Source organism: Clostridium sp. UBA7503, from assembly GCF_002477055.1.
Taxonomy (GTDB): domain Bacteria; phylum Bacillota; class Clostridia; order Clostridiales; family Clostridiaceae; genus Clostridium_J; species Clostridium_J sulfidigenes.
On record NZ_DLNT01000013.1, the window covers coordinates 11,748 to 34,139 of the forward strand.

The window sequence follows — 22,392 nt, forward strand, 5'->3', positions numbered from 1 at the left end:
GTAACGGGGTCAGACCCCCTCCCATTTTATGGAAAGGTATCTGACCCCATGGTATTAAGATTAATTTCAATATATTTACTCTTAATTAAGACTGCCCACCAATTCTTAATTTATAAAACCAGATAAAAATAACCCACCACTATCTTTTACTAATTCATATTCCATAAATTTCCCCTTCAAACTTATAGTTACCCTGAATTAGCACGATAAAGGTGGGTTGCGCTACTAACTCCCTGTAGTCCAAGCGCCCAAGTATAGACTACAGTTCATAATTCCCTTTAAATTTAAGTTATTTATGTCGAATTTTATTTAACCCCTATCGGCTATAAACAGATTTCTAAGCTTCTTTGAAGCTTAGAAATCGTTATCCATGGACATAGCAGCTCTTTACTACCACTTCAAACGAAGAAGGGAGTTTAGAGCTACTAGTCATCGAACTAAAAGTTACCCCAATTTCCAGACTTTTATATAACCGATACACCCAGTTTAAATTTATGTACATTGAACAAGGTTTAATCTATCTTTTAAATATATTAAAAATCCCACCTTGTTTTCTAATTTTTTCCCCTTGAAAGTTCACCTTATTGTTCGTTAAGATTTCCTGAGAAATGTTATCCATCTCCCTTACATATCCAGGGTTTATTTTCTCTATAACCTTTATCCCTGCTATCATATCCGTAGTTCTAACATCAGACCTATGACCATCGGAACCTATAGTGCTATATATTTTGTGTTTTGCAAATAATTTCGCAGTTTTTTTAACTCCATTTCCGAAGTCTCCTGTTATGCTACCTGTGTTTAGTTGAAATAAAAAACCCTCTTCAATAAACTTATTTATTAATTCTGGGGCTTCTATAAAAAGTTTATAACGCTCTGGATGAGCAATGATAGGTACAACTTCCTTTAGTTGAAGTTCATAGATATTATTTATAACTTCATCCATAGAAAAATTTCTTAAAGGAAATTCTATTAACATATATCTACTGTTTTCTATGGTGCCTATATCACCACATTGAAAGCTTTCTAAGATTCTACTAGTATAGTAAACCTCTTGGCCACAATATATTTCTATATTAATGCCCTTTTCTTTAGCTAAACTTTTCAATCTAGCTACTTCTTTTTTTATTTCTTCATAAGATACTTGAAACCTACCCCTAAAAAAATGGGGAGTGGCAACAATTCCTGTGGTTCCTGACTTTTTCGCTAATTTAAGCATGTCTACAGTCATATCTTCATCTTTAGATCCATCATCCACTCCATGAAGTATATGGCTATGAAAATCTATCATAAGCACTCCTCCAACCTCTAAGTGAAATTTTATATATTATTTATTACCATAATGCTATTTATTTTAGTATGTATCCCATTTAATATGGTGCCAATGATGTTTGTATTAACCTTTTTTAAAGGATTTATAGAATTTACAATAGAATCTTTTTTTATTTTTTCTGCTCTAATGACAAGTAATGTTCCATATTAATTCTCCTTACAAAATCAATTTATACACATTACAACATTTTATGTATATTTATCATATGAAAGTATAATTTGAATATAGTTTTAAAACCTGTATAATAGTACATATTTCTTTATATTTTAATTGCATACAAAACTGTTACATCTGTATAATATCATATTTTCAGTAACATTGCTAGTAAAAAATCAATGTTACTAGTAATATTTTGTATAATTATGAATAATAACTTAATGTATCCAACAATTTAATTGATTTTATGCCTATATATACTATTATTTTTATTGTTAATTCATAATTATATCATCGTATCATGTTCATAAAAATTTATAATAAACTTCATGGAATAATTCAACATTATGTATTTGTTTATATTTACACCTTTAACATATGGTGATAGAATTAGGTACAGAGAGGAGTGTAACTATGTCACAGAATAGAATTAATCCTGAAAAAAAGAAAAATAAAAGAAGAAAAAACAAGAAAAAATCCCTGGGATTTAAAATTTCAATGGGAATTCTAGGAGTGTTGATATTTATAATAGCTATTGGAGGAGGATATTTTTATTCATTATATAATAAGATGGATAAGGTAAAGATAGACAAATCTAAATTAGGTATTGCTTCAAAGGATGCCTTTAAAGAATACGACAACCATGAATCTATAAAAAATATAGCCTTATATGGTATTGATGCAGAAGAAGGACAAGCTGGTCGTTCTGACTCTATAATGATAGCTACTATTGATTCTGCTCATAATAAGGTTAAGGTAACATCTATTATGAGGGACTCTTATGTTAATATCCCAGACCATGGTATGGATAAAATAAATCATGCCTATGCCTTTGGAGGAGCTCCCTTAGCTTTAAGAACCTTAAATGAAAACTTTGGACTTAATGTAGAGGATTTTGTATCAGTAAACTTTTCTTCATTGCCAGAAATTATTGATATCCTTGGTGGAATTACAATAGATATTACTGAAGAAGAAGTATCTCATATTCCTGGAGTAAGTTCTACGGGCCCTACCTTATTAACAGGTAAACAAGCACTAGCCTATTCTAGAATAAGATATGCTAGTGGTGGAGATTACGAAAGAACTCACAGACATAGAAATGTAATGTCTGCAGTGTTTAATAAAGCTCTTGCTGCATCTCCTACATCTTATCCTAGTATTCTAAATAACATCCTTCCTCTAGTTCAAACTAACCTAAGTTCTGGCGATTTTATATCTCTAGCAACTAAGGTAGCTGGTTTAGGAAATGGGAGCTTAGAGCAAGAAAGATTTCCAAGGGATGGAGATGGAACTGGTGATATGAGCACTGGAATATACTACTTAAAGTTTGATATTGAAACCGTCAAAAAGCAAATGAGAGATTATATATTTGCTGATAAGAAATAATAGTGAAAACACCGAATATCTAAGATATTCGGTGTTTTATTTATGTTATTTAGTTTTTAATCTTAAATTACAATCTCCAGTAAACCATAGTATCTGCATCTACACTATGTCTATCTATAATGCACCATAAATCTACGTTAACTACATAACATCCTTTGATTCTATTGAATGATAGGATACTTGTACCTCATTTTCTTTTCCATTAACAATATCTTCTTGCTTAAAAACTTTAAATAATGTAATGAAAAGTATTTTTACATCAAAAAGAAAACTTTGTTTTCTCATATATTCAATTTCTAAATTAATTTTTCTATATACGGATATGCTATCTCTACCATTAATTTGAGCCCATCCTGTAAGTCCTGGTACCAACTTATGAATACCATATTTCGTTCTCATCACCAATAACTTTTTTTCACTTTTATTTATGTCATTAATTACAGGTCTTGGTCCAACTAAACTCATATCACCTTTTATAATATTAAATAACTGTGGCAATTCATCTAAGCTAGTTTTTCTTAAAAATTTACCTATTGAAGTTATATATTCATCAGGATTTTCTAAAGATGTGGTTGCTACCTCTGGTGCGGCTTCTACCATTGACCTAAATTTATAAATTATAAATTCTTTATTGTCTTTTCCTACTCTATACTGTTTAAAAATTACAGAACCATGATTGTCCAATTTAATTAATATAGAAATAATTAGAATTATAGGTGACAATAGTATTAAGGATATAATACTTACTACTAGATCAAACGCCCTCTTCACTCTATTTCCTCCAATCAAAGATATGAAGTTTTCAATCATCATAAATTCAACTAATTTTATAGTTCCAACAAAAATACATAATATTTTTTATTACTCAAAAGATTATACCATATTTCATTAGATTTTGCTATATAATTCGCGTTGCAACAGTTCTATTTCTAATATTATTTATACAACTCTTATGGATGATTAATGTGTGAAATTAAAAGAAACTATTGCAAAATGACTAAAAATTAGGCATGAGCAATAGCTTCTCTATCTATATCTTATTTCTGTGGTAATCTTTTATATTACAATCTCCAGTAAACCATAGTATCTGAATCTACACTATTCTTATTCATAATTCCTTTTACATCTATGAATACATCTTTTTCTACTTCATCCTTAGCTGCTGCTACTTCATCTAAAGCTTCACTTCTATATAGTGGAGCAAAATCCTTTATGATCATTTCTCTGTAATTATGATGAGATACAGCAAGGATAATAGCGTCTACATTTTTAATGTCTTCCATAGAAACCATATCTATTCCATACTCATGTTTAATTTCTTCCTTACTTGCTACAGGATCTGTAGCTAATACATTAATTCCATAATCTTTAAGTTCATCTATAATATCCACTACCTTAGTATTTCTTGTATCTGGACAATCTTCCTTAAAGGTAAGTCCAAGAACTGCTACCTTAGCATTTTTAACTCTCTTATTAGCTTTTATTAAACTTTTCACTGTGTTTTCTGCAATATACTTAGCCATTCCATCATTTATATTTCTTCCAGCAGCTATAACCTTTGATTCAACACCAACCTCGTTAGCTCTGTGGATTAAATAGTATGGGTCAACTCCTATGCAGTGTCCTCCTACTAAACCTGGGTTTAGCTTAATAAAGTTCCACTTACTACCTGCGGCATCTATTACAGCTTTAGTATCTATACCCATTTTATCAAAGATCATAGCAAGTTCATTTACGAAGGCTATATTAACATCTCTTTGGCAGTTTTCTATTAATTTAGCTGCTTCTGCAACCTTTATACTTTCAGCTCTATATACTCCAGCTTCTATAACTAGTTCATAAACTTTAGCAACTGTATCTAGTGTTTCTTCATCCATACCAGATACTATCTTCATTATATTTTCTAATCTATGAACCTTATCACCTGGATTTATTCTCTCTGGAGAATAGCCAATTTTAAAATCTTGTCCGCAGATAAGTCCAGATTCTCTTTCTAGTATTGGTACACAGATTTCCTCTGTTACCCCTGGATATACTGTAGATTCATATACTACTATAGAACCTTTAGTTAAATTTCTTCCTAAAATCTCACTAGCACCTATAACAGGTCTTAGATCTGGAGTTTTATCTTCATTAGTTGGAGTTGGTACTGCAACTATGTGGAAGTTACATCCTCTTAATTTTGTTTCATCACTTGTAAAATCTACAGTAGATGCTTTAATAGCTTCATCGCCAACTTCATTAGTTACATCTACTCCACTTAAGTACTTATTTATCTTTTCCTTGTTTACATCAAATCCAACTACAGAAGCCTTTTTAGCAAAAGCTACCGCTAAAGGCATTCCTACATAGCCAAGTCCTACTAAGGATATTTTTAACTCTTTCATTATATCGTCTCCTACTGTTCAAATTAGCAATTATTGTTTTAATAAATTTTGATATATTTTTAACAATTAATTAAATTTATCCAACAACCTGGTTGTTGTTAGATAAACAAAGCCTTTATTAATTATAGAATTCTTTTATACATCCACATATATACTGAACTTCTTCATTAGTAAGCTCTGGATATATAGGTAATGCAAGAATTTGCTTACACATCTTTTCAGTTACTGGGAACTGGCCTTCTTTGTATCCTAGGTACTGAAAACACTTTTGTAGGTGTAATGGTTTTGGATAGTATATACTAGTTGCCACACCTTTAGATTTTAAGAACTCTGCAAGGCCATCTCTGTTTTCAGCAAAGATATTAAATACATAATAAACATTCTTTTGGTCTGCAGCCTTAATACCTTGAACTTTTACACCTTCTACATTTTTTAATCCTTCAGTGTAGAGCTTAGCAACTCTTCCTCTATTTTCAATGGCATTGTTTATATATTTAAGTTTAACTCTAAGCACAGCTGCTTGCATAGCATCTAATCTTGAGTTATAGCCTATGTAGTCATAGTGATATTTCTTTGATGCTCCATGAACTCTAAACATACGACACATATCTGCTAATTCATCACTATTAGTAACTATCATTCCACCGTCACCATATCCCCCTAAAGTTTTAGTAGGGAAGAATGAAAACACCCCCATATCTCCAATGGTTCCTGCATGTCTATATCTCTCTTCACCTTGCATCTGCCATCTCATTCCAAAGGCTTCAGCTGCATCTTCTAACACCTTTAAATCATGTTGCTTAGCAATTTCCATTATATTATCCATATCACACATTTGATTGAATAAGTGTATTGGAAGTATACCTACAGTATTATCATTAATAGCAGCCTCTAATTGAGCTACATCCATACCACAAGACTCTTCATCTATATCAACAAACACAGGTTTTCCACTATGCTTTGCAAGACAAGATGTAGAAGCTAAAAAAGTAAAAGGTGTAGTTACTATTTCCTTATTATCACTAAAGCCAAGGATATCTGATGCAATAACTAAAGCATCTGTTCCTGATGCAACTCCTATGGCATGTTTAGCTCCAGTAAAATCTTTTATTTCATCCTCAAAGGTTTTAACTTCATTTCCTAATATAAAAGCTCCACTATCTATTATATTTTTTATAGCTCCATCAAATTCATGTTTTTTTTCTTTATATTCTCTTTGCGATTCATAAAAATTGATTTTCAAAAAAATCCCTCCTAATTTACATATACAAATTGTACACCAACTTGTAAAAAAATAAAATATTTTTTTCTTATGTTTAATAAAATTTCATACTTAACAAATATACCACAAATTAGGTATTATATCATCTATTAATATATTATCAGTTTTTTTCTTTGAGATTATGATAAATTTCTTAATAATTTTAATGTGTGTGGAGGAAGAGTTGAAATTATATTATTTTAAAAAAATTAGATGGGATATTAATTACACTATAAAAGCTAACTAATATCCCATATTAATTATATTAAACTACTTTAATATAGCATTTAATAAATATTCTAGGCTTTCTTCTCTTTCCTTCATTAAAAGATTAGTTGCCTTATTATAATTAACATTTAAATGTTTATCTATAGAATATTTGTCTTCATCCAATACCATTTGGTCCATTAGGTCTAATTTAGATAGTATATTTACTAATCTAAGATTTTGATTTTCTTTGTCACTTTCCTCATGCCTACGAAGTGCAAAGAAATTTTTTTCTAAATTTAGGGAAAAAATTGTTCCATGGAATGAATCTGTACAAATATACGACGCTCCTAAAATTAATCCAATAAATTCTCTAGGTCCTACTGCAATTCTTTGTTCATCTCCCCAAAACAAATCTTTAATTTCTACTGGAATATTAACAATTTTACATCCAGTTTTCTTTTTAAGATTTTCAACAAATTTTCTAGTAGCCTTACGCTTACCTAAAAAATAACACAATATATATGGTTCTTTAATATCACTTTCAACTGAAAAATCTATCCACTCTTCCTTACTTCTTAAAAGTGTTGGATCTACAACTACCTTCGCATCTCGATTACAAATTTCTTTTATTAACTTTGCTCCATGTTCTTCTCTTATTGATAAGTAGTCTATTCTATTAATTAAATTTTTCATTATTCCTTTTTTATCATCAGGAATCTTAGGATATCCTATACTTGGTGCATAAGAAATTTTCTTTATACCTTCTGGTACAAAATCTAGAAAGAATGTTGTATCCATTGCTTTTGGAATAGGGGTCCATATCTGGTCACTACCACATATAAACGCCTCATAATTATCAACATCTTTTATAAGTTCATCCTTTGAATTATATACCTTACTTTGAGGCATATCATTTTTTATAAAATTTTCAAATAAATAAATTTTTTCTTTAAACTGTTTCCAAAATAATCTTCTTATCAATGCTGGAGGTATTCTAGTTAAAAAATTCTTTATCTTTTCCATTGTACTTTTTTTAATCAAACTACCAGGCTTTTGATAAGCTACTATTTCAGTATCAAATCCTTTGTCATTTAATACTTTTGCTACTGAATATGATTGTAATACAGTACCATAATTATATGTATTATACCACGTTAAAACTCCATATTTAGCCATTAGTTACACCATCCTATTTTTTCTATTCATGATTATTGACTTCTTAGCTCTAAGCCATACAATCACTTTACGCTTTAAAGATACCTTTGTTAGCTTTTGAATACATTCAACAATTTTTCTAGAATCCTCAGTATTTTCTATTACCTCTAAAAAGGTTTCTCTACTTCTAGGTTCCTTTGCACTTGTTGTAAATGATGCATTAGTGTTTATAACATTTTCTATTGTCGAAGGAATACAATTAATTGTATTAACTATTCTACTAAAAAGTTCTTTTCCTTTTTCACTTTGATTAATAACTAGTGAAACTCCATTATAATTATATATTTCAGGATGTACATCTTTAACGTACCAATAATCAGCTAGTTTAATGTCACTTTCACTATTACACTTTTTAAATTGACACTCATAACAAGCTGGCCTTAAGGATATATGAGAATATTGTGCTTGTATATATGCATCAAGATATCTGCTTCTAAAATATTTTCTATTATTTCCTTTTATTAACATACCAAAATTGTCCCAACCTTGATTTTTATTACGAAATTGAACATCACTTACTTTATATAAACTATTCTCTTTATAATAATTTATATATGCTTTATATAATTTTGGACTTGGAACTCCTGTACAAATAAAATCACAAGTGAGTAATTTAGAATAATCTTTTTTTAAATACTTTTTTAATCCAGCTACTTGACACGGTGCTCCACTAAATAATACGTACCTATCATGTAATAAAAATGCCCTTACCTCTTTAAAAGTATTTTTCATGTTACTCTGAACATATTTAGAGCCTCTAAATTTAATTAATTCTTCTTTATTTTCTACACAAGTATGATATACATTAAATTCATCATCGTATGCAGCACCAAATACTACTCCTCCATTACCAATTATCTCATTGGCTAGATGAGTGAATACTCCACCTGATGAACTTTCCATCAAAATCTCTCTATTCTTACTCACACATGCAAAAACCGATACATCATCTATGGATTTATCCTCATTTTTTTTCTCTTCCATAGGGCATATTTCATTGCATGCACCACATTGAATACACTCTTTTACATCTACTTTAGGATATAAAAACCCCTCATCATCTTGAATCATTGATATACATGATTTAGGGCATATATTTATACAAGCAGTACATCCCATGCACTTTTTTTTATCTTCTATAATTATGTGATTACTCAAGTTATTAACTCCTTACGTATTTTTAAATTCCCAGATTTAAAACCTACATCTGCATCAAATAAGCGTATATGCTTTTTAAAATTAATATATTTATCTCAATATATATTTAACTTATCTATATTACTTTACTTTTTCTTATTCTATAAAATAATTTAAAAATGATACGTCTTAAACCCTTTGAGCAAATCATATTTATTACAAACATTAGTATACTACATACAATTCCATAAACTGTAGAATGTAAGAACCAGCTTACATAATTAGTACTATTAATAACAAATATTTTATCAGAAAAATATGAAATTAAAATTATAATAAACATATTGATAGCAAGAGTAAAATAATACTGTATAGATGATTTGCCAAATATCTTTCTGTACATATATATAGGTAAAAATATCATAGTTGTACTAATTCTTGATACTATTGTTCCTAATAATACTCCTATCATTCCAAGTTTCTTAATAAACAGAAATGATAATACTAAATTAATTAGAGATTCCAATAATACTACATATTGTGTTTCTTTAAATAAGTTTTTTACTTCTTTAATCATATGAAATGGTCTAAGTACTATGGTTAAATATAAAGATAATATCATTAAAATTAATGCTACATTAGTCATTATCATTTTAGTACCAATCCATATGCTTACAAACGGCGTCATTACTTTATATAATATAATACTTAAAATGCTAGCAGTTAAAATAAATATTGAATTTATTTCCTCAAATATAGATAATCTTGTTTCTTCAGATTCCGTTACCATTACATTGCCAAAACTTGGAGTTGCTGCCGTTGCACACATTTGAATAATATCTGTTAAGGTTTTTACAATATAGTTGTAAGAAGCATAGATGGTTACCATTGTTGAGTTTAAAAAAGCTGATAATAGTATTATATCTGTATTGTAATAAACCGCACCTACTATTTTATGATAAAACACATTATGCATTCCCTTAATAGGTATGATTTGCTTCTTATCTACAGATTGCAACCAAGGGTATTCCTTATATACTTTTCTATTTGTAACTAAATATGCAGAAAATCTTACGAAAATAGTTACAATTAACAATATAATATAGTTTACACCAATATATAAAAGCACAATCTCTACTATCATTTCTACAATACGGTAACCTTGAATTAATAAATTTACCTTATATAATTTTTGATCTGCTTGTATTACAAATCTAGGTGATAACATTACGTATTCTATCACACTACGGAATAAAAATAGTATAAATGCAACTTGCATATATATCAATGGTAAATCATTGTTAGTCAAAACATTTAAAAAGAATGATACAACTAATCCTATACCAAAGATTATTAATGAAATATTTCTAAATACATATTTGCAAGAAGTAAATATAATATTAATCTGTTTTTTATCCTTATTAGCTAAAGCTTTATAATATAATTGTGTGACAAGTGTCCCTGCACCTGCTTCAGCAATAGATATATACGAGAATATTTGCAAAAATACTTGGTTAAGTGCATATACATCCTCACCTAATCCATTTATATATGCATTTACTCTTGTAAATCCAAGAAGTGTTATAAAAAAATAAGGAACTACGCTTGTAACTAAATTTTTAATTGAATTTTCTTTTCTAGCCATATATTCTCCTTGTATAATATTCATTCTCTCAATGGTTAATTAATAAATTTCATACATAATGATACCATTAAAACTATACATATAACTGTTCCATTTAATACATTAACTCTTTTATAAGCTATAACATCATTATCATTTACATGAGAAATTCCTATTTTATATAATAGAATTACCATATTAATTACAACATATATACTAACTGCAGGAGCTGTGAAAACATGCCCAGCAAAAAATGCGCTTCCAAATCCTAATAATACTGAAATACACCCTACTACTATTTCTAAATTCATAAAACTTACTTTTAAATTTTTCGAAAGTTTAACTACTATACTAACTATTATTAATAAAATCGGTATCCAATATATAATAGTTCCCAATATTCCATATGAAAACCAAATATCTAAGTAATCAATTTCTATCATACTATTTACTGTTAGTCCTTCACTATTTTTAGTAAGATAGCCCATACCAAATATTTTTTCACTAATTTGAGCATTTTTAAATTGACTCAACCTTTCAAGTGCATATCTATCCCTACTACTAAATATATAACTTAAAATTCTTGCTTCATTATCAGTAATACTAATTCTAGTTTCATTTTTTGTATCTTTATTTATGTTTTCTTCTGTTTCTTCATTATTCACATCATCTTTTATTTGTTTGTCGTATTCTCCCTTTTGGTTGTCAATCCGTGCTTCTTCATCTTTCATTATGTTTTCAGTGTTCTTTTCTTCAGTGTCATTATTTTTATTATCATTTTTAGATATGTTTTCTTGTTTAGATACATCTTCACCATCAATATATGATTCTACTATTTTATCTTTATTGATATCAAACCATTCTGAATGCTGATTTAAATTTTTTCGAGTTGGTGACACTATAAATATTCCGATTGAAAATATAACTAATATTATGCATATAATCATTTTTTTTAATGAGTTCTTATTTTTATTTTCAAACAAAAACTTAATTAAATAATGAATTATAATACACATGAATGTTACAATAACAGTAATCCCAGGTACTTTTGTACCAATTTGATACATAGTGAATACAAATGCACTTATAGTTATCATCTTTATTATACTAGATATTCTCTCACTCTCTAAAATAAATAAAGTAGCTGTTGGAAATATTATTGACATAATAGCTCCAACTTCATTAGGCGCATAGAACCACCCTACATGTCCAGCTTTAAAAGAATATTGTTTAATAAATGTTTGAGAAACTCCAGCTAAAATAATAACTATCGCATAATAATAAAAATTATTAGCAATAATTTTACTGTTTAACTTTTCTTTACTATCATATATACAGTTTACTATACCTATCAAAATAATCGGAAAATAAAATGCTTTAATTAAATCTTTTCCTTCACTAATAACATTTCCTATTCCTTCTATTGAATATACATTTATAAAAAATCCTATAATATATAATCCTACTAAAACTAAATAACATAAAGTTACTAGTTTAAGCTTAGGATTATATTTTTTCATTTTCACTAAATATAATATTGTAAATACTAAAAATAAACCTCTAAGTAATATTCCAATAGATAATTCAATTTCAAATTTAACCTTCATAATTGAAGTTAACAAATCAATAGTTGGATTCATTAATAAAAATACCATTAAAATATCCAAATACCTAACATCTTTAGTTCTTAATTTATCTATATTCACCCTTTATTCCTCCAAAATATAGTATCATACAATTCTAATTAAACCTCTTAATAATTTCATCAACAATACGCTTACTTGCCTTACCATCACCATATGGATTAGATGCCTTACTCATTTTTTCATATTCCTGTTTATTACTTATCAATTCTTCAATCATATTGTATATTACTTCTTCATTGGTGCCTGCTAATTTTAAAGTACCAGCTTTTATTCCTTCTGGACGTTCTGTGGTATCTCTTAACACAATAACCGGCTTTCCTAATGAAGGAGCTTCTTCTTGTATTCCACCGCTATCAGTTAATATCAAGAAGGATTTATTTAAAAGATTGTGAAAATCAATAACCTCTAAAGGATTAATCAATTTAATTCTATCGCAATTTCCAAATATCTCTTCAGCTGCTTGCTTTACTATAGGATTAAGATGAACTGGATATACCATCTTTATGTCATCATATTTTTCTATTATTCTTCTTATAGCCCTAAACATATTTCTCATAGGTTCACCTAAATTTTCTCTTCTATGGGCCGTAAGCATTATCATCTTATCATTTCCAATCCAATCAAGAATCTCATGATTATAGTCATCACAAACTGTAGTCTGCAAAGCATCAATGGCAGTATTGCCTGTTACTACAATTGTTTCATTTTTTTTGCCTTCTTTTAATAGATTTTCTCTACTCATTTCAGTAGGTGCAAAATGAATATCAGCTATATTACCTACAAATTGGCGATTTGCTTCTTCTGGAAATGGTGAATATTTATTGTATGTTCTAAGCCCTGCTTCTACATGTCCTACTGCAACTTGATTATAAAAAGCAGCTAATGCACCTGCAAAAGTAGTTGTTGTATCACCATGAACTAAAACTATATCAGGTTTAACCTCTTTTATTACACCATCCAATCCTTGTAGAACTCTACTAGTAATATCAGTTAAAGTTTGTCCTTGTTTCATGATATCTAAATCATAATCCGGAATAATTTTAAATGCATTTAAAACTTGATCTAGCATTTGTCTATGTTGTGCAGTTACACATACAATTGATTCTATTTCTTTACGTGACTTTAATTCTTTAACAAGTGGAGCCATCTTAATTGTTTCTGGTCTTGTTCCGAATACAGTCATTACCTTTATTTTCATTGATATGCCCTCCATTTTTTAGTCTTGCCAACTCTTTAATATATTTAATATTACTACTATAAAATCTTTTTATTCTTTTAGGCTCTTTTCCTATCCTATATAACCATTCTAAATTTAATTTTATAAAAATCTCAGGTGCTCTTTTTTTACAACCACTAATTACATCAAATGCACCACCAACACCAACAAAAATCCCCTTTTTAACATTTTTATATACGCCATCTATAAATAACTCTTGTTTAGGTATTCCTAAGGCTACTAATACAACATCTGGCTCTAATTTTATAATATCTCTATGTACATCTTCATCACTTTTATTATAACCATCAATATATCCAACTAGGTCTATATCTGGATATTCTGTTTTAATTTTTTCCACTAAAGAGTTTAATGTTTTCTGACTCGCTCCGTATAGATACAGCGTTTTGCATAATTTATTTAAAGTTTCTAATAAATATGATACATATTCTACTCCTGTAATTCTCTCTCTTATTGGTATTCCTATATAATTAGCCCCTTTAATAATTCCTATACCATCAGGTACTATAATTGTATTTTCACTTTTTAGAACATCATAAAATGTGTCACTTTCTTTTCCAATCATTAATGTTTCCGGGTTTGCCGTAACAACAAACATCTTTTTATTTAGCTTTAAAGCTTCATACGAATCATCATAAAATTCACTTTTACTACCTCTATATATTCTACTAAAGAACTCTCTCATGCTTACCTCACCATAGTATTACATATTATTTTTAATTATATTAATGAGTCAAATACCGATAAAGATGATTGATTATATTCATTCAAATCATCATATATTTTTTCTTTTCTTTGCACTTCACATAAAGCACTCACAATATTGTCTACTCCATGTATCCCAGCGTTATACTTTTCTAATCTTTTAGGTATAATAACTTGTAACCCTAAAGCTTTTGCTTCCCAAAGTACCATCCCTTGTCCTTCATATCTTGAAGTCAATACAAATGCATCCATACTCTTCAAATATTTATACGGATTTCTTTTGTTTCCTAACAATTTAACATATGAACCTAATTGCAACTCTTTTATCTGTTTCTCCAGATTAACTTTTTCTGGTCCATCACCTAATATGAATAATCTTAAATCTTTTCTTTTGTTTAATGCTTTCTGAAAATCCTCTAATAATAAATCGAACCCTTTTTGGTGGCACAATCTTCCCATTGATACTATATTAGTGAAATTTTCATCTAACTTCAAATCATGATTTTCTTTACTTTTATCTGTTATTTCATTCACATTAATTATATTAGGCATTGTATAAATTGGTACATTATTCATTTTGCTTTCTTTTCTAAAAGAGTCTATTATTCCATCTGAAACAGCTACAAAAGCATCAAAATACTTAAATTTTTCTTTGAAAAAATGATGCAATATTTTATATTTAAACTCTTCACTTTTTTTAATACCCATATCATTATGAATCCACATTATTTTCTTTTTAGCATCGCAATTTATAGTTCCTAGTGCACACTCATTTCTATAACTACTAAAGTCAATTGCAATATCATACTTTTTATCACTTTTATATTTTTTAACTATACCTTTTAAAATATTAAAATATATAAACCTATTTATATATGGAAGTTTGTTCAAATACTTAATATGTATCTTATCTGAAAACTCCAAATTATAAAAGTTAGTTCTTTCATTTAAATAAACATCAATTTCATACTCTCTGCTTTCATCTAAACTATTTAATAAATTAACTAGTGATTTTTGAATACCACCAACATTTAAATCACTTTGAAATATTGCAATTTGCTTCATACACTAACACTTTCCCTTTCGTATAAACTTGTCATACAATTTAGCAGATGTCTTACTTTTAATTCTTACTTTTAACCATAGGACAAATTTTTTTAAAATTTCTCTCTTTCCTTCAATCCAAGTTCCAGTAAACACATGTATTGTAGATGATTTCTTAGATGGATTACATAATATATAATCAGGATAAACTTTGATACCAGTTTCTAATATCTGTTCTTGATTATCTACTTTACAATTGTACTTATTTATTAGTATTTCAGATACTATTTTAGTATTAACTTTTGCCATCTGATCATTTGAATCAAATTCAAAGTCTAATTCATCATAATATTTTAACATATCTTGAACAAAAGGATGATTTTTTTCCGCTCCAAACACAGCTGTAAAAGGATAAAGATGATTTTCAAACCCTACAAAGGCTTTATTATCCAAAAATGCCTTTAAATTATCCAATACTAATACATCAGTATCTAAGTAAATCCCCCCATAATTATATATAGCATATGCTCTTATATAGTCACTTACATATGCCCATTTTTTAGCTTTATAGGCTTGTTTCACAAACTTATTTGAGTTTATATCAAAATTTTCTTCATTCCACTCTATAATCTTATAATCCTTCAAGTGTTTTTCCCATGTTTTCATACATCTTTTAATATTCTCTGGTTTCTCTTTTCCACCAACCCATACATAGTGAATTATTCTTGGTATAGCCATATTAATGAATTTCTCCTTTAATTAATTTATATATTTCTTCATTTCTTTCTTAGTCCTAGCTTTGTACCTAGCATTATATTTGCAACAAATATTCTAATTTAGAATTATAGTATTTAAGTTTTTAATATTTTCAGATAACTACATAGCATCCTTTGCTTTTACCGAATGATAAACCACTTCTTCCAACTCTTCTCTTCCTTCAACAATACCCTCTTGTCTAAAAACCTTCACAAAGGTCATAAAAAGTATTTTAAAGTCAAATGTAAAACTTCGTCTTTCTAAATACTCTTTTTCTAAGGTTATTTTTCTAGCTGTAGACATACTATCCCTACCATTAATTTGTGCCCAACCAGTAAGTCCTGGAACAAGTTTATGAACCCCATACTCTGTCCTTAATTTCAATAATTCTTTTTCACTTTCATCATTAATAACAGGCCTTGGTCCCACTAAGCTCATATCACCTTTTATGATATTTAATAACTGTGGCAATTCATCCAAACTTGTCTTTCTTAAGAACTTACCCATAGTAGTTATATACTCATCAGGATTTTCTAAAGCTGTACTAGCCACCTCAGGTGCATATTCCACCATGGATCTAAACTTATAAATTACAAATTCTTTATTATCTTTCCCTACTCTATACTGCTTAAATATTACAGAGCCCTTATTGTTTAACTTGATTAATATAGAAATAATTAGAATTATAGGTGATAATACTATTAATGCTATAACACTTACCACTAAATCAAACGCCCTTTTCACTTTTACTTCCTCCAATCAAATATACGAAATTTCCAATCTTCATAAATTTAATTAATTCTTAATCCTACATATTCTTTAAATTACTATAAACTTCCCTTATATAATATACGATTTTAAAAGATACATATTACCTATAACACCATATATTTCATTTCTTCTTCTGTAATGAGTCTTATTTTCTATATATTATTTATGTACAATCAATAAGCTTGTCTATTTTTTAAGCTTCGTGAATCCTTGTTAACCTGCACAGTTACTAACTTTCGTTAACAGCGACTCTTTATTTATGTCGTTACTCAAAAAATTATATCACAATTTATAATAATTTGCCATAGATTTTACTGTTATCGCATAGGGTTATATCCAAATATATCCTTTAATTAAATCTTTTATAGAAATTCTAATATATTTAAAACAATACTATATTCCTATGTTTTTATATTCTTAGCTTTTTACATTTTTATGTTCTTCCTTTTTCAAACCCTTGATAGAACTATTATTTAACCTCCTATGGAGATACCTTTTTCTTTATAAAAATATATCTTAATTCTATCATTGCTTTATTCAATCCCCTTTAAATTTTCTTGAAAATTTTTTATATTTAAAATTATTCTTCTATAAAGCAAAAGACTAGGATTGGGGGAAATCCTAGTCTTTTTATGGTATATACAAACACCACGATGCGTATATTTAGCGCTTGTATGAAATGCTTATTGTTTATTAGATTTTAAGGGTTTTTTATTTATTATTAATAAGCCTATGGATACTATTGCTATTCTCACAAATGCTATTTTATGAAAGGATTATAATTACGTAACTAATTCGAAACTAAATTTGAAGTTAATTGTTTCAATTTCATGCAATTTACCAAATTTTCTTTATATTATAATAATATAACATTATTTAAAATTATGAAACTTCATTTCATCTCATTTAAGACTATTTAAGTAAAATAACCTTATTTTCCTATATATTACTACATTTTTATAGATATCTCAAAGATTTTCACTAATTATTTTTATCTTGTGATACATTTTATTTTATATTAAGTTTCATTTTATAAAAGTTATATTTCCCCTTTATAAGTTAACACTGAATTCTACCGAAAAATAAAAATCTTATTCTTTCTAATTGAAAGAATAAGATTTTAAAAAGTTAATTATTCGCTATTTGTTGAAAAATGATAAAATAAAAACACTAAGTTCATACCTTAGTGTTTTTAATGGATCGAGTAAGTCTATAAGCCGAGTTCTGTGTTAGACAATCATCTATCTAGGCCCATTATTACTAATAGACTCAAGCGATACACCCGGGAACGGGACGGGCAGCCCCATAATGTTCCACTTTCGATCTTGCTCCAGATGGGGTTTACATAGCCGCAAAGTCGCCATTGCGCTGGTGAGCTCTTACCTCGCCTTTCCACCCTTACCTTAAATTAAGTGAGAGTCTAAATCTAAGATTTAGTCCCTCGAACTTATGAATTCTAACAAGTTAGAATGTATTCCTCTAAAAAAGTCATTAAGGCGGTATATCTCTGTTGCACTTTCCTTAAAGTCGCCTTCACTGGGAGTTACCCAGCACCCTGCCCTATGGAGCTCGGACTTTCCTCTCCTGATTTCTCAGCAGAGATTGTCTGGCTTACTCGCAAAATTAATATTAACATAAATCTTTTATCATTGCAACGCCTTTAAATTTCCCATTTTAAGTTATAATATCCATATATGAAACAATTTAACTAGATTGATAGATAAATATAGACCTATATACCTATGTTTATATTTATCTATGAAACTATAGAAAATTTTAACTATATTCCTAGTTAAATATATAAAATTTAAACTAGTTAACTATTTAAATAGTTAACTAGTTGTTGGTGTAGTGTGGATTTCAGAGTTTCCCGCACTCTATTAGGCATGTTTTTATATGGGATTATTAGAGCTGGTAGTCATCAAATAAAATTATAGGGATCCTTAGTAGCTTTTGATAAAATAACCTCCACACCTCTGGGCTCTAATATTTTTTTAATCTTTTCTGTTAAACTCATTACAAGGGGCCATTCTGAATTAAAATGTCCTATATCTATTACAGAGAGTCCCATCTCTTCATAGTCAGATACAAAGTGATAGGTAGTATCACCTGTGATTAATAGTTCAGCACCTAGGTCATAGGATTGCTGCAAGTAATCTTCTCCACTTCCATTAACTAAAGCTATGGTTTTTATCTTTTTATTTAACTCTCCGGAATATCTTAAATTTTGTAATTTCAATTTATCTTTAATGCCCTTTATTATTTCCTCTAGCGTAGTTTCTTCCTTTAGCTGAACTATTCTTCCCACTCCTGCTCTAGGCTCTGATGGAGCTGCTTCAATGATTTTACTTTCTTGAAAGCCAAGAAGCTTTACAAATTCATCGTTTAAGCCACCCTTTACAATATCCCAATTAGTATGACTAGAATACAGTGCTATACCATTTTCTATTAACTTCATTATCTTTTTCCCTTGGAGACTATCTGTAGTTATGGTTTTAGGCTTCTTAAACAGCAGTGGATGATGAGTTAGAATAAACTGAACTCCTAATTCCTTTGCTTCTTCTATGACCTTTATGGTGCAATCTAGAGCGACTAGGACCTTTGTTACTTTTCTTTCTCTATCTCCAACCATAAACCCAACGTTATCGTAACTTTCTTTTAGGTTTAAGGGAGCAAGTCCCTCCATTATATCAATGATTTCATTTATTTTTACCATAAAAATATACCTCCAACCATTTACTCAAGCAAAAAGCCCTTTATCCTTTGAATTTTATCCCATAACTCCAGCTTTCTTTTTCTTGAATTTTCCGTGTCACCCTTAAGCTCTTCATGGATTCTTAAATACTTTTCTAACTTATAATTTAAATATTCCCTATAGGTATTATCTTTCTTACCTAAAAGTAGCTTACTTATTTCATAAAAAATAGGCTCAATAACCTTAGGCTTATCTCCCCAGGATATCTTCATAATTTCATAGTATTTTTCTTCATCATATATTATCCACTCATCTAGGATGTTGCATCCTGATGTATAAAGATATTCCCTTAAGACTTCTGGATTTTGTACTGGCTGGACTATAACATAGTTTAACTCTTTAAAGATCTCCCTACTTTCCTCTAGTATATCTCTTATCAAGTTTCCTCCCATACCAGCAATTACAGCTACATCTACTTCTCTAGGAGCTACCGTTGTAAGTCCTCCTCCAAGTCTACATTGTATCTCATGTTGTAAATTATTATCTCTAACATTTTTCTTAGCCTTTTCCACAGGACCTTTATTAATATCACTGGCTATGGCAAAGTCTATTTTATTTTTTTTTAAAAGTTCTATGGGTACATATCCATGGTCAGTTCCTACATCTACCATAGAATTAACCCCTGTGATTAAATCACTTATTAACTTTAATCTTTTGCTAATCATCATATTTTCACCTAACACCTTAATTATATAACAGACATAATAAGTCTCATTTGAAGATATAGGAATAATATTGCCACTAAAAGTGATATATACATATACCTATAGGCAGACTTTTTATCATATTTTGCACAAAAGTGAGCTGCATAATACATACAGAACATCACTGCCATATTTAATAGACCATAGAGCATCTGGGCAAAAGCAAATTGCTTATCTGTACCTACTTCTCCCGCTTCTTTAGACACGTTAATAACTAAAGGCATTACATCTGGAAGTTTATTTAATATATATAAAACCATTGGAAAAAAAGTTGTAAATAAAATTATTGTACTAGTTAAAATCAATGGATATATAAACTTTTTATCCTTATGTAGTCTACTTACCTTATTATATTTCTTTGTCCAAGTCTTTTCTTCAACACCTAGGTTATTTAAAATTTCTAGGAACTTTTCAGAGTTTTTAGGTGACACAGCATAGCTTATATCTTGAGTTTTTAAATATATAACACTATTTCCGCTTGTCACAAACATTCTAGCGGTTCCTAAGTTTTTTACTACAATTCTTCCTATTGCAAATTTATTAGAGCATATACCTGAAAGGCTTATACCTCTTATTTTTCCTTTTTCCACAGTGTAGCATTCTATATCACTTAAGGGTAAAATTACTTTTTTAAGTCCTCCTAGTGCATTTATCCTCAATTCACTATTTGTTACTTCATACTTTACAGTTAACCATATTCCAATATGATATAAGTAGAATATATTGCAAATCACTAACATTACTCTTATTAAACTCAACATAAGATAGGAATCTAGAATATATGCAGACCAACCCCCTATTACATTAAATATAACAAATGTGAATATAGTTGGAATTATTTCTAGTTTCTTATTGCTATTGAAACTATTCATGGATTACCTCCTTATAAATTGTATATACCTTTATTTTATATTATACTAATGTATTTTGTCTATTACAAATTTTGTATGTATAACAAAAGAGCTGCCAGAAGACAGCCCCTAACTAATCTAAATAATCCTTAAGTTTTTTACTTCTACTTGGATGTCTTAACTTTCTTAATGCCTTTGCTTCAATCTGTCTAATTCTTTCTCTTGTTACATTGAACTCTTTTCCAACTTCCTCAAGAGTTCTAGCTCTTCCGTCATCAAGACCAAATCTAAGTCTTAACACCTTTTCTTCCCTTGGAGTTAAAGTTCTAAGTTGACTTATTAGTTGTTCCTTTAACATAGTGAAAGCTGCTGCTTCTGCTGGAGCAAGGGCATCATCATCAGGAATAAAATCTCCAAGATGAGAATCTTCTTCTTCACCTATAGGTGTTTCTAAAGATACAGGTTCTTGAGCAATTTTCATTATTTCCCTAACTTTATCTACGCTCATATCCATATGTTTAGCAATTTCTTCCGGTAATGGCTCTCTTCCTAATTCTTGAAGAAGCTGCCTTGATACTCTAATTAACTTATTAATAGTTTCTACCATGTGTACCGGTATTCTAATAGTTCTAGCCTGGTCTGCAATAGCTCTTGTAATTGCCTGTCTAATCCACCATGTAGCATAGGTACTGAATTTAAATCCCTTACTGTAGTCAAACTTTTCTACAGCTTTTATAAGTCCTAAATTACCTTCTTGAATCAAGTCTAAAAACAACATACCACGACCTACATATCTTTTAGCAATACTTACAACTAATCTAAGGTTTGCCTCTGCTAATTTCTTTTTAGCATATTCATCACCATTTTCTATAAGCTTAGCAAGTCTCATCTCTTCTTCAGCTGATAATAGAGGCACCTTACCAATTTCTTTAAGGTACATTCTAACTGGATCATCTATGGCAATTCCTTCTGGAATTGTTATATCAACTTCTACTTCTACTTCTTCTTCATCCTCAACTTCTGGCTCTAAACCTATAACGTCTATTCCCATAGATTCTAGAACTTCATAAATCTTTTCTATTTGCTCTGGAGTTAGTTCTACACCTTCTACTTCTTCCATTATCTCTTTATAAGTTAAATTTCCTTTTTTCTTACCCTTTTCTACTAATTTCTTTACTATAGCAACTTTTCCTGCTTTATCCTTCATTGCATTACCT

18 protein-coding genes, 1 other RNA gene and 1 riboswitch are annotated in these 22,392 nt (G+C 29.1%); of the genes, 1 reads left to right on the forward strand and 18 read right to left on the reverse strand.

Translation table 11 applies throughout. The features are described 5' to 3' along the window. Positions 1 to 202: 202 nt before the first annotated feature. Positions 203 to 286, reverse strand: a riboswitch (cyclic di-GMP riboswitch). 231 nt (positions 287 to 517) lie between these two features. After that, positions 518 to 1,288 (reverse strand): tyrosine-protein phosphatase, encoded by a 771-nt coding sequence (locus B3630_RS02855; RefSeq protein WP_346895361.1) that lies wholly within the window; start codon positions 1,286 to 1,288, stop codon positions 518 to 520. Between the two features lie 612 nt (positions 1,289 to 1,900). On the opposite strand from B3630_RS02855, the gene B3630_RS02860 reads away from it, so the two are divergent. Continuing rightward, entirely contained in the window at positions 1,901 to 2,872 is a 972-nt protein-coding gene (locus B3630_RS02860; RefSeq protein WP_346895363.1) for an LCP family protein, read from the forward strand. 141 nt (positions 2,873 to 3,013) lie between these two features. Here B3630_RS02860 and B3630_RS02865 read toward each other — a convergent pair whose 3' ends face one another. From B3630_RS02865 to rpoD, 17 genes are all read right to left on the reverse strand, one after another. Next, complete coding sequence (locus B3630_RS02865; RefSeq protein WP_346895365.1) at positions 3,014 to 3,643, reverse strand: sugar transferase; 630 nt, start codon at positions 3,641 to 3,643, stop codon at positions 3,014 to 3,016. Between the two features lie 290 nt (positions 3,644 to 3,933). After that, a complete protein-coding gene (locus tag B3630_RS02870; RefSeq protein WP_346895367.1) occupies positions 3,934 to 5,259 on the reverse strand; it encodes a nucleotide sugar dehydrogenase in 1,326 nt (441 codons plus the stop codon). 118 nt (positions 5,260 to 5,377) lie between these two features. Then, positions 5,378 to 6,502 carry a DegT/DnrJ/EryC1/StrS family aminotransferase gene (locus B3630_RS02875; RefSeq protein ID WP_346895369.1) on the reverse strand — a complete coding sequence of 375 codons (1,125 nt, stop codon included), beginning with the start codon at positions 6,500 to 6,502 and terminating at the stop codon, positions 5,378 to 5,380. Between the two features lie 288 nt (positions 6,503 to 6,790). Beyond that, entirely contained in the window at positions 6,791 to 7,906 is a 1,116-nt protein-coding gene (locus B3630_RS02880; RefSeq protein WP_346895371.1) for a polysaccharide pyruvyl transferase family protein, read from the reverse strand. Between the two features lie 3 nt (positions 7,907 to 7,909). Further along, positions 7,910 to 9,103, reverse strand: coding sequence for a Coenzyme F420 hydrogenase/dehydrogenase, beta subunit C-terminal domain (locus B3630_RS02885; protein ID WP_346895373.1), 1,194 nt, complete (start codon positions 9,101 to 9,103; stop codon positions 7,910 to 7,912). Between the two features lie 115 nt (positions 9,104 to 9,218). Further along, positions 9,219 to 10,727 (reverse strand): hypothetical protein, encoded by a 1,509-nt coding sequence (locus tag B3630_RS02890; protein WP_346895375.1) that lies wholly within the window; start codon positions 10,725 to 10,727, stop codon positions 9,219 to 9,221. Positions 10,728 to 10,762: 35 nt separating this feature from the next. Then, positions 10,763 to 12,412, reverse strand: coding sequence for an O-antigen ligase family protein (locus B3630_RS02895; protein WP_346895377.1), 1,650 nt, complete (start codon positions 12,410 to 12,412; stop codon positions 10,763 to 10,765). A 34-nt stretch (positions 12,413 to 12,446) separates the two neighbouring features. Continuing rightward, positions 12,447 to 13,550, reverse strand: a complete 1,104-nt coding sequence (wecB, locus tag B3630_RS02900) for a non-hydrolyzing UDP-N-acetylglucosamine 2-epimerase (protein ID WP_346895379.1) — start codon at positions 13,548 to 13,550, stop codon at positions 12,447 to 12,449. Continuing rightward, a complete protein-coding gene (locus tag B3630_RS02905) occupies positions 13,501 to 14,274 on the reverse strand; it encodes a WecB/TagA/CpsF family glycosyltransferase (protein WP_346895381.1) in 774 nt (257 codons plus the stop codon). Before B3630_RS02905 ends, wecB begins: the two co-directional genes overlap by 50 nt. Positions 14,275 to 14,309: 35 nt before the next feature. Further along, positions 14,310 to 15,359, reverse strand: a complete 1,050-nt coding sequence (locus B3630_RS02910; RefSeq protein WP_346895383.1) for a glycosyltransferase — start codon at positions 15,357 to 15,359, stop codon at positions 14,310 to 14,312. A gap of 3 nt (positions 15,360 to 15,362) precedes the next feature. After that, a complete protein-coding gene (locus tag B3630_RS02915) occupies positions 15,363 to 16,076 on the reverse strand; it encodes a glycosyltransferase family 32 protein (protein ID WP_346895385.1) in 714 nt (237 codons plus the stop codon). 138 nt (positions 16,077 to 16,214) lie between these two features. Further along, positions 16,215 to 16,838 carry a sugar transferase gene (locus tag B3630_RS02920; RefSeq protein WP_346895387.1) on the reverse strand — a complete coding sequence of 208 codons (624 nt, stop codon included), beginning with the start codon at positions 16,836 to 16,838 and terminating at the stop codon, positions 16,215 to 16,217. Between the two features lie 1,224 nt (positions 16,839 to 18,062). Continuing rightward, positions 18,063 to 18,483, reverse strand: an RNA gene (gene rnpB / locus B3630_RS02925) — RNase P RNA component class A. Between the two features lie 303 nt (positions 18,484 to 18,786). Next, positions 18,787 to 19,581, reverse strand: coding sequence for a Nif3-like dinuclear metal center hexameric protein (locus B3630_RS02930; protein ID WP_346895389.1), 795 nt, complete (start codon positions 19,579 to 19,581; stop codon positions 18,787 to 18,789). A gap of 20 nt (positions 19,582 to 19,601) precedes the next feature. Continuing rightward, entirely contained in the window at positions 19,602 to 20,288 is a 687-nt protein-coding gene (locus tag B3630_RS02935; protein ID WP_346895391.1) for a class I SAM-dependent methyltransferase, read from the reverse strand. Between the two features lie 20 nt (positions 20,289 to 20,308). Continuing rightward, positions 20,309 to 21,196 (reverse strand): PH domain-containing protein, encoded by an 888-nt coding sequence (locus B3630_RS02940; protein WP_346895393.1) that lies wholly within the window; start codon positions 21,194 to 21,196, stop codon positions 20,309 to 20,311. A 112-nt stretch (positions 21,197 to 21,308) separates the two neighbouring features. Further along, positions 21,309 to 22,382 carry an RNA polymerase sigma factor RpoD gene (gene rpoD / locus B3630_RS02945; protein WP_346869618.1) on the reverse strand — a complete coding sequence of 358 codons (1,074 nt, stop codon included), beginning with the start codon at positions 22,380 to 22,382 and terminating at the stop codon, positions 21,309 to 21,311. Positions 22,383 to 22,392: the final 10 nt, after the last annotated feature.

Excerpts from the sequence above, each read along its gene's own strand:
- B3630_RS02890 (WP_346895375.1), bottom strand. The coding sequence starts at position 10,727 with ATGGCTAGAAAAGAAAATTCAATTAAAAATTTAGTTACAAGCGTAGTT.
- wecB (WP_346895379.1), bottom strand. The coding sequence starts at position 13,550 with ATGAAAATAAAGGTAATGACTGTATTCGGAACAAGACCAGAAACAATT.
- B3630_RS02930 (WP_346895389.1), bottom strand. The coding sequence starts at position 19,581 with ATGGTAAAAATAAATGAAATCATTGATATAATGGAGGGACTTGCTCCC.
- B3630_RS02855 (WP_346895361.1), bottom strand. The coding sequence starts at position 1,288 with ATGATAGATTTTCATAGCCATATACTTCATGGAGTGGATGATGGATCT.
- rpoD (WP_346869618.1), bottom strand. The coding sequence starts at position 22,382 with ATGAAGGATAAAGCAGGAAAAGTTGCTATAGTAAAGAAATTAGTAGAA.
- B3630_RS02910 (WP_346895383.1), bottom strand. The coding sequence starts at position 15,359 with ATGAAGCAAATTGCAATATTTCAAAGTGATTTAAATGTTGGTGGTATT.
- B3630_RS02880 (WP_346895371.1), bottom strand. The coding sequence starts at position 7,906 with ATGGCTAAATATGGAGTTTTAACGTGGTATAATACATATAATTATGGT.
- B3630_RS02940 (WP_346895393.1), bottom strand. The coding sequence starts at position 21,196 with ATGAATAGTTTCAATAGCAATAAGAAACTAGAAATAATTCCAACTATA.
- B3630_RS02860 (WP_346895363.1), top strand. The coding sequence starts at position 1,901 with ATGTCACAGAATAGAATTAATCCTGAAAAAAAGAAAAATAAAAGAAGA.
- B3630_RS02935 (WP_346895391.1), bottom strand. The coding sequence starts at position 20,288 with ATGATGATTAGCAAAAGATTAAAGTTAATAAGTGATTTAATCACAGGG.
- B3630_RS02905 (WP_346895381.1), bottom strand. The coding sequence starts at position 14,274 with ATGAGAGAGTTCTTTAGTAGAATATATAGAGGTAGTAAAAGTGAATTT.
- B3630_RS02915 (WP_346895385.1), bottom strand. The coding sequence starts at position 16,076 with ATGGCTATACCAAGAATAATTCACTATGTATGGGTTGGTGGAAAAGAG.
- B3630_RS02870 (WP_346895367.1), bottom strand. The coding sequence starts at position 5,259 with ATGAAAGAGTTAAAAATATCCTTAGTAGGACTTGGCTATGTAGGAATG.